This is a genomic window from Nostoc sp. UHCC 0251 (assembly GCF_034932245.1).
In the GTDB taxonomy this organism is placed as follows: domain Bacteria; phylum Cyanobacteriota; class Cyanobacteriia; order Cyanobacteriales; family Nostocaceae; genus Nostoc.
Map to the genome: position 1 here is coordinate 1 of NZ_JAYGHD010000429.1, position 9,379 is coordinate 9,379.

3 protein-coding genes are annotated in these 9,379 nt (G+C 42.5%); 2 read left to right on the forward strand and 1 reads right to left on the reverse strand.

Annotation, left to right across the window (positions count from 1 at the left end):
• Positions 1-306: 306 nt before the first annotated feature.
• The gene (locus VB740_RS34390; protein ID WP_323204297.1) at positions 307-1,827 is read right to left on the reverse strand and encodes a site-2 protease family protein; all 1,521 of its coding nucleotides are present in this window, start codon (positions 1,825-1,827) and stop codon (positions 307-309) included.
• Between the two features lie 193 nt (positions 1,828-2,020).
• Between VB740_RS34390 and VB740_RS34395 the strand changes: the two genes are divergently transcribed.
• Entirely contained in the window at positions 2,021-2,752 is a 732-nt protein-coding gene (locus tag VB740_RS34395) for an MBL fold metallo-hydrolase (RefSeq protein ID WP_323204295.1), read from the forward strand.
• A 199-nt stretch (positions 2,753-2,951) separates the two neighbouring features.
• The gene (locus tag VB740_RS34400; protein WP_323204296.1) at positions 2,952-9,281 is read left to right on the forward strand and encodes an AAA family ATPase; all 6,330 of its coding nucleotides are present in this window, start codon (positions 2,952-2,954) and stop codon (positions 9,279-9,281) included.
• The last annotated feature ends 98 nt before the right edge of the window (positions 9,282-9,379 follow it).

Consider the following 9,379-nt stretch of genomic DNA (forward strand, 5'->3'; position numbering starts at 1 on the left):
ACGAGGAAAGTCTTATCAAGCTAGGTTTTTAGGACTTGTGTGTACACCGTAGCCTTTATAAGGGGAGGGTTAGGGTGGGGTAAAACCTTGGTTAATCTAATCAGCTATTTCAGACTTGTGTGTACACCGTAGCCAGAAGCAACGGGACAATATTAGTTGCTGGCACTGGGTTGTGGACGAAAAGACATTTTCAAAGAGAACTATTGTTGAATATTATTTATAATCTCAATTACAAAATACCAAGCTGTGGTTAATTCCATAGCTGGTAAAAATCTAGATATATTTCTCTTGCTGTGCTGATACTTTTTAAATTTGCAAAAAGTTAGCGATCGCCTGCGGTAATGGCAAAATAATTACAATCAACAAAGCCATTGCCAGTAATCCCCAAATGTCACGTTTGTTATCCAATTCAGTGACATCATTAAGTGCAGGTTCATCAATCAAAGGCATAAATAATAAGATAATCGCCCACACCAAAAATTCTTCTCGTATTAAAGAAAGTAATAACAAGAGTACGCGAGCAATTTGACCAATGACAATCGCAGTTCGTTGTCCAAACATCGCATGGACAATGTGACCACCATCTAGCTGTCCCACAGGCATTAAATTTAAGGCTGTAACAATTAGTCCCAAAAAACCAGCTACTGCAACTGGATGCAAATCAAGGGCTGATTGTGCTGTTAACTGACTACCCAAGGCAAACTTCGAGAGTAGCGCTAGTAAAATGGAATACTTGGGATTAAGGGCATCAGGATTTAAAAGTCGGGTTTTTTCATTTATAGAAACTATGTCAGAATGGGCTAACCCCCATATTAGTAATGGCAAAGTCACGACAAAGCCTGCAATTGGACCAGCGATACTAATGTCAAATAAAGCTTTGCGATTGGGGATGGGACTACGCATCTGAATAAATGCACCAAAAGTTCCCAAGAAGAAAGGTATGGGAATAAAGTAAGGCAATGTTGAGCGAATCTTGTAGAATTTAGCTGTTAAATAATGCCCAAGTTCGTGAATTCCCAAAATAGTCATTAATCCTAAAGCATAGGGTAATCCTTTGAATAGAACATCTGGGTTGGATAGAACTTTGAACAAAGAGCTAATTTCCCATAAAGGCGGAAGAGAAACACCAGCAATTTCCACACCCACCAAGGTAGTAGTTAGCAAAGTAGCTACTAGTAGGAGAAGTGCTAATCCTGGTCGAGTTAACCGTTCTTGGTCGCGTCGTGGTGTATTTGTCTGTTTAGCAGCTTGAGTATTGGGAACCAGCACAAAGAAAGGTTTGCCATTGAAACCTTCTTGAAAGATCAGCAGGAAGCGATCGCCAAATTGTGCTTCAATATTAGTCTTAATCTGCTGGTAGGCGTTGCTGGCTTTAGTTCGCAACTGACCACGGCAAATCACGGCTTGTGGTCGATACTCAATATTTTGAACGTAGTATACAGACCAAGGAAAACAATTTCGCAGTTGAGTTTCTTCCGTTGGCTCAATGGGACGCACTACTGGTTCTACGATAGGCTGGATAGTTGGCTGTGAGTCTGAGGCTTGGGCTTGGGTTTCGGCTTGTATATCTCTTGGCGTTCGACGCCCCCATTGAAACAACGTCCAATACAACAGTGTGGAGCCAAATAACGACCAAATAATCAACGCTGGTGGTGGCGGTTGTTTCGCCCCGTACATCAGCGTCCATCCACTTAACAGAAATGCTGGTGTCATTAAAACCAGCCACAATAACCATACTGGCGTCCGGGTGATCTGAGCGACGCTGTGCTGCACCATTAGATAAGTAGCTAGCCCCAGTAGGAGAATAAGCAGAAACCAAAATGCCATATTATCTTCAGTAATTTTGACAAAACGCCTCACCAGTAGTCTCAGCACCATAGCATCAACTACAAGGCAGACCTCAAACCATCATTTTTTTCACAGCGGTTAACAGTGGTGGCTAAAGCTCAAGTTTCAATTCTTTAGAATTTCCACGCTGTAACCAGATTATCCACAACTCCTCAGTTTCGGCTCTTTTATCATGTGCCCTTTACCTCAAGTGCCAAGTCATACAACTAAGCCACCACGGGCTGTCTTCCCTAACGAAGTTCCTAGCGGAGGTTCTCTGCAATCGGACTTCGCACAAGAGAGCATTTTTGCTTTTCCACCCAATCGGGACACATTAGGGGGAACCTCTTATCTTATTGTAAGAAATGAAGGCAATATCCTCATAGACTGCCCTGCTTTAGACCAAACAAATCAAGATTTTTTAGGAGCGCATGGAGGCGTGCGTTGGTTATTTCTCACTCATCGAGGCGCTATTGGCAAAACTGCTGAAATTCAGCAAACCTTTGGCTGCGAAATTTTAGTTCAAGAGCAAGAAGCTTATTTATTACCAGGCCTAACTTTAACTACTTTTAAACAGGAATTCAATCTTGATGCAGCAGCGCAAGTGATTTGGACACCAGGTCATTCTCCTGGGTCATCTTGTTTATACTACAGTGAACTTGGAGGTATCTTGTTTTCTGGTCGCCATTTACTCCCTAACCAGCACGGTGAAACAGTACCATTACGGACAGCTAAAACCTTTCACTGGCCTCGGCAAATTCAGAGTCTTCGATTCTTGTTAGAAAAGTTTACACCAGAAACTCTCCGCTATATTTGTCCCGGTGCTAATACAGGCTTTCTCAGGGGCAAGCGAGTTATCGATCAGGCTTATCAACACCTCGCCTCTCTGGATTTAACAGCTTTGCTGCGGATACAGCCGTTTTAGAGGCAGGGGAGACAAGGGGACAAGGGGACAAGAGGTGAGAGTCTTTCCCCTTGTCCCCAATTCTCCTTGCCCCCAAGTCCTCTTGCCTAATCCCCAATCCCCAATCCCCAATCCCCAATGCAAGTTTTGTAACGTTTGTTAACTAAGATATTGTCCAGGGAATTCTAACCTTAGTACACAGGAATTCCCGTAAAAATTTATGAGCGCAAAAGTTGATGGAACTTTAAGGATCGCTGGCTACCAAATTATAGAGCAACTTTATTCAGGTTCTCGTACCCAAGTGTATCGAGCAGTTCGAGAATGCGATACCTTCGGTGGGCTTCGCCAACGCCTACCAGTTGTCATCAAGCTCTTAAAACGAGAATACCCAACTTTTAGCGAGTTAGTACAGTTTCGCAACCAATATGCGATCGCTAAAAACTTAGATATTTCTGGCATTATCAAACCCTACAGCCTGGAAGCCTATCATAATGGCTATGCTTTGGTAATGGAAGACTTTGGTGGCATTTCCTTGCGGCAATTTACTCAAGGAAAAACGCTGACATTAGAGCAATTCTTACCCATTGTTCTGCAACTGCTAGACACGCTACACCAGTTACATCAACAACGCGTCATTCACAAAGACATTAAGCCAGCCAACATTTTAATTCACCCTGACACCAAACAAATTAAGCTGATTGATTTCAGTATTGCCTCGCTTCTACCACGAGAAACCCAAGAGATTCAGAGCATCAACGGATTAGAGGGAACGCTAGCGTATCTGTCGCCAGAGCAAACCGGACGAATGAACAGGGGTATTGACTACCGCAGCGATTTTTATTCATTAGGTGTGACTTTCTTTGAACTACTGAGTGGACAACTGCCCTTTGAATCCCAAGAACCAATGGAGTTGGTGCATTGCCACATTGCGAAACTTCCACCCAACGCCTGCGATTTCAACCCCGATTTGCCCTTAATGCTGGGTGAAATTATCCGCAAACTGATGGCGAAGAATGCCGAAGACCGTTATCAGAGTGTGCTGGGACTTAAACATGATCTAGTTACATGCTTGGAACAGTGGCAAAAAACAGGCAAGCACACCTGGTTTGATTTGGGACAGCGAGATATTAGCGATCGCTTTCTGATCAGAGAAAAACTCTATGGACGCGAATCAGAAGTACAGACGTTACTGGAGGCATTTGGTCATGTTGCCAATGGTGGCTCTCAACTGATGCTGGTGGCAGGTTTCTCTGGTATTGGTAAAACCGCAGTTGTCAATGAAGTGCATAAGCCGATTGTGCGGTGGAACGGTTACTTCATCAAAGGGAAATACGACCAGTTCAATCGAAATATTCCTCTGTCTGCTTTTGTCCAAGCCTTTCGTAACCTAATGGGACAGTTGCTTAGTGAAAGCGATACCCAACTCAAGCAATGGCAGAGTAAGATTTTAGCGGCAGTTGGAGAGAACGGGCAAGTCCTGATCGAAGTGATTCCTGAACTGGAGCAGATGATCGGCAAACAGCCTGCGTCTCCTGAACTATCGGGCAGTGCAGCACAAAACCGTTTCAATCTGCTGTTCCAAAAGTTCATTCAAGTCTTCGCCACAAAAGAGCATCCCTTGGTAATCTTTCTTGATGACTTGCAGTGGGCAGATTCGGCATCGCTCAATTTGCTAAAGCTGTTGATGACTCAGAGCAATCGCGGTTATCTATTCATTATTGGTGCATACCGCGATAACGAGGTGTTTGCAGCTCATCCACTTATGTTGACGCTAGATGAAATCAAAAAGGAATCTTCTTGCGTCAACACTCTGACTCTATTTCCCTTGAGTCAAGCAGATGTGAACCATTTAATCGCCGATTCACTCAGTTGTGCAACGGGCCAAGCATTGCCATTGACAGAGTTGGTTTATCAAAAAACTAAAGGCAATCCCTTTTTCACGACTCAGTTTTTGAAAGCACTGTATGAGGATAGGCTGATTACCTTTGATTGGGAGGCAGGTTTTTGGCAGTGTGATGTCGCGCAAGTGAGAGCGATCGCTCTTACCGATGATGTGGTGGAATTTATGGCACAACAGCTTCAGAAGTTGCCACCCAACACTCAAGATATTTTAAAACTGGCAGCTTGTATTGGCAATCAGTTTGATTTGGCGACATTGGCGATCGTTTCTGAAAAATCGCAGACGGAAACTGCTTCAGACTTGTGGAAAGCATTGCAAGAAGAATTTATCATTCCCACCAATCAAATTTACAAGTTTTATCAAACTGAAGCGTCAGCCACCACAGTTGAAACATCAACACAGAAGGTTGGCACCTGTGTTTACAAGTTCTTACACGATCGCGTTCAACAAGCTGCTTACTTCCTCATCCCTGAATCTCAGAAAAAAGCGGTTCACCTAAAAATTGGACAATTGCTACTGCAAAATACATCACCTGAAACGATTGAAACTAGCATTTTTGATATTGTCAATCAGTTAAACGAGGGAATTGACATTATTATTCAGCAATCAGAAAAATATAAAATAGCTCAACTCAATCTGATTGCTGGAAGAAAAGCCAAAGCTTCTACTGCTTATAAAGCAGCAGTTAAATATTTTGCCTTTGGTATAGAATTTTTATCACAGAATAGCTGGGACACTCACTATCATCTGACATTTGGATTATATCGAGAACGTGCAGAGTGCGAATATTTAACTGGTGATTTCCATCAGGCTGAGAAACTGTTTGATTTGGCGTTGCATCATGCTCAAGATAAATTTGATTTAGCAGATATTTATGCTGTGCAAATGTATTTGAAAATGACTCAAGGCGAGAATATCCAAGCTGGTTTTGAAGCTGGACTCAAAGGTTTGAGTGTCATGGGGATGAATCTGCCACTGACGATTGCAGAACAGCAAGGCGCAATCAAAGCCCAACTGGAAGAATTAAACAATCAACTTGCAACAACTCGTCCAGCAGATTTATTTGATCTACCTGAAATGACAGACCCAGTTAAAAAGGTCTGTATGAGTCTTTTAGCTGACCTTTGGGCTGTGACATATATGGGAGGAGATCCATATCTCTCATATTTGAGTCCGCTACTAATGATTAATACCTCATTGAAATATGGCAATGCCGAAGGCTCTGGTTTTGCTTACTGCCTTTATGGCATGAGTCTGGCCAACCAAGGAGATTACCAAACAGCTTATGAGTTTGGAACATTAGCTCTAAAACTTGATCGCCATTTTAATAGCACCAAATTTGTTTATAAAACCAATAATATTTTTGCACACACGATTAATCCCTATAACCAGCATTTGAAAACAAATTTACCGCTCTCAAGGCAGTCATTCCAAACTAGTGGAGAAGCGGGGGATGTGGTGTTTGGTGTTTGGGCAGTTTCGTTCCTGATTTGGGCGATGTTAATCAAAGGCGATCGCTTATCTGATGTCTATGCGGAAACCGAGAAATATCTGAGTTATGTGCAGCAGGTGAACGATGTCAATATGCTGTATGCGTTTAATTTACAAAGACAGTTCTTACTGAGCCTGCAAGAAATTTCTAAAAACACTGATTTATTGAATGATGGAAATCACCAGGAAATTCCATATATAGATGTTTGGCGGCAAAAGAAGAACTTTGAACATGGAATTAACTGGTACTGCTTTCTTAAACTACAACTTTCGTACTTTTATGGTCGCTACTCGGAGGCCGTTGCAGCAGCAGTAGAAGCAGAGAAAACGCTGGCTGCCAACGCTGGGTTCTTCCCTATTATTCAATACCATTTCTATTATCCACTCAGTTTGGCAGCCCTCTATTCGACTGCGACATCAGAAGAGAAAAATCAGTATTGGGATATTTTAGAACAGCATCAGCAAATTGTAGAACGATGGGCGGATAATTGCCCAGAAAACTTTCGGCATCGATATCTGTTGCTATCTGCGGAAATGGCCCGAATTTCTGGTAAATCTATGGAAGCAACAGACTTTTATGATCGCGCTATTGCTCTTGCTAAAGAAAGCGAGTACATCCAAGAAGAAGCCCTAGCCAACGAACTCGCCGCCAAATTTTACCTCAATTGGGGTAAACAGCGCATTGCCCAGGAATACATGATTGAAGCCTACTACGGCTATGCTCGTTGGGGCGCTAAAGCCAAAGTCGCCGACTTGGAACGACGCTATCCCCAACTCCTCGCCTCCATCCTCGAACAAACCCGTTCTCCCTTTTCCACTCACGAAACTATTTTCACATTGGGAAGTGTCACATCCACTAGTTCCGCCACTTCCAGTAGTAGTAGCGTCTCTGTTGCTTTAGATTTAGCTGCCATTCTCAAAGCTTATCAAACTATCTCAGGGGAAATCGAACTCGAAAAACTGCTCTCAGCATTACTGCATATCGTCATTGAAAATGCGGGAGCCGATAAGTGTGTGTTCATGCTTTTGGAGTCAGATTGTTTGCTAATTCAGGCGTTAGCACAGCTTTCCCAGAGCAGTCTAGAGAAACAGGCTGCTAAAGTCGATTTTTACCCAATGTTGCTCAACCCACAGTCTGTTGAAGACTCTGTTGATGTCCCAGTTGGTTTAATTAATACCGTCAAACGCAGCTTACAACCAAAAGTGATTATTGATGCCACAGTGCATCCGCAATTAATTAATGATCCGTATATTCAACGACAGGAGCCTAAAAGTATCTTGTGTTGCCCGATTTTGCATCAGGGTAAGTTGCTGGGCGTTTTGTATCTGGAAAACAATTTAGCAACCGGAGCCTTTACAAGCGATCGCGTCGAACTGCTGAACCTACTTTGTGCTCAAGCTGCAATTTCTCTGGAAAATGCCCAACTTTATCGAAATTCCCAAAACTCTGCTCAACAATTAACCCAGTCTCTAGCAAAATTGCAGGCTAGTGAAACCCGCTTCCAAAATTTGGCAAATAATATTCCTGGTATGGTGTACCAATTCCGTCTGGCGGCCGACGGTTCAACTTCAACACCATACGTTAGCTCTGGCTGTTTCGATTTATATGGATTAGAGCCAGAGTTGGTGATGGCAGGGACGCATAGCCTTTACGCCATGAATCATCCTGACGATGCACCAGGTATTGTACAAGCGATCGCCTACTCTGCCCAAAATCTGACACCATTTGAGCACCAATGGCGCATTATCCTGCCATCAGGAATCGTCAAATGGATTCAATCTGCTGCTCGGCCAGAACAACAAGCCGACGGCGCAATCCTCTGGGATGGGGTGGTGATTGATATTAGCGATCGCAAACAGGCCGAAGCATCTCTAGCCAAAGAACGAGAGTTTTTGAATGCCATCATTCACAATATTACTGATGGGATTGTTGTTTGCGATGCTAGTGGTAAATTGACTCTATTTAACAAAGCAACTCATGAATTTCATGGCTTACCAGTAGAATCGTTATCAGTAGAAGAATGGACAGAACACTTCGACCTCTATCAACCAGATGGTCAAACACCCCTATCAAAAACGGAAATTCCTCTGTTTCGTGCCTTACAAGGGGAAATAGTCGAAAATGCCGAAATGGTAATTGCGCCAAAGCATGGTTCTAAAAGAATTTTATTAGCAAGTGGACAAGCGATTGTTGATTCTTCAGGTAACAAACTCGGTGCAGTAGTTGTGATGCGAGATATTAGCGAGCGTAAACAATCAGAACTTGCCTTGCAGCAAAAATCATTTGATTTGCAACAAGCACTAACTGATCTACAAAATGCCCAATTACAAATAGTCCAAAGTGAAAAAATGTCAGCACTAGGTAATTTAGTTGCTGGTGTAGCTCACGAAATGAATAATCCTCTCGGCTTTATTGCTGCTAGTCTCAAACAAGCTAAACCCACCATTGCTGATATTTTTGAACATCTCAGGCTTTATCAAGAAAGTTTATCTAGCAAAAGTGAAGAAATTCTTGACCATGCCGAAGAAATTGACTTGGATTATAGCTTAAAAGACTTGCCCAAGATGATTGATTCTATGTCTATGGCGTGTGACAGGCTAAAAAATATTAGCACTAGTCTTCGCACTTTTTCTCGCGCTGATAGAGATTACAAAGTGCCATTTCATATCCACCAAGGCATAGATAGCACGATTTTAATTTTGAAACATCGTCTAAAAGCGAACGAACAGCGTCCTGCAATTGAAGTAGTCACAAACTATGGAAATCTACCCCAAATTGAATGTTTTCCTGGTCAATTAAATCAGGTATTTATGAATATTTTAGCCAATGCTATTGATGCCTTGGAAGAATCGAATAATAGGCGCACTTTTGAGGATATCCAGCTAAATTGCAATCAAATTAAAATTACAACTTGCCTAGAAAATAGCTGGATAAAAATTATCATTTCTGATAATGCTAAGGGAATGAATGAAGAAGTAAAACAAAAGATTTTTGACCATTTGTTTACTACTAAAGCTGTCGGTAAAGGTACGGGATTAGGACTTGCGATCGCTCATAAAATTATTGTGGAAAAACATGCTGGTCAAATCAGCGTCGAGTCGGAAGTTGGCAAAGGCACAAAATTCACGTTGGCTCTACCCACCACCGCAGGTATGTGATTAGCTGTGAAAGACCTCTTGCAAAAGTGCTTTTTGCAAGAGAGGGGAAAAGGGTAAAGGTTAAAGGGGAAGGGGACAATACAGAACCTTTTCCCCTT

Bases quoted from the DNA above. Each gene is read 5' to 3' on its own strand.
- VB740_RS34400 (WP_323204296.1), top strand. From the start codon at position 2,952: ATGAGCGCAAAAGTTGATGGAACTTTAAGGATCGCTGGCTACCAAATT.
- VB740_RS34395 (WP_323204295.1), top strand. From the start codon at position 2,021: ATGTGCCCTTTACCTCAAGTGCCAAGTCATACAACTAAGCCACCACGG.
- VB740_RS34390 (WP_323204297.1), bottom strand. From the start codon at position 1,827: ATGGCATTTTGGTTTCTGCTTATTCTCCTACTGGGGCTAGCTACTTAT.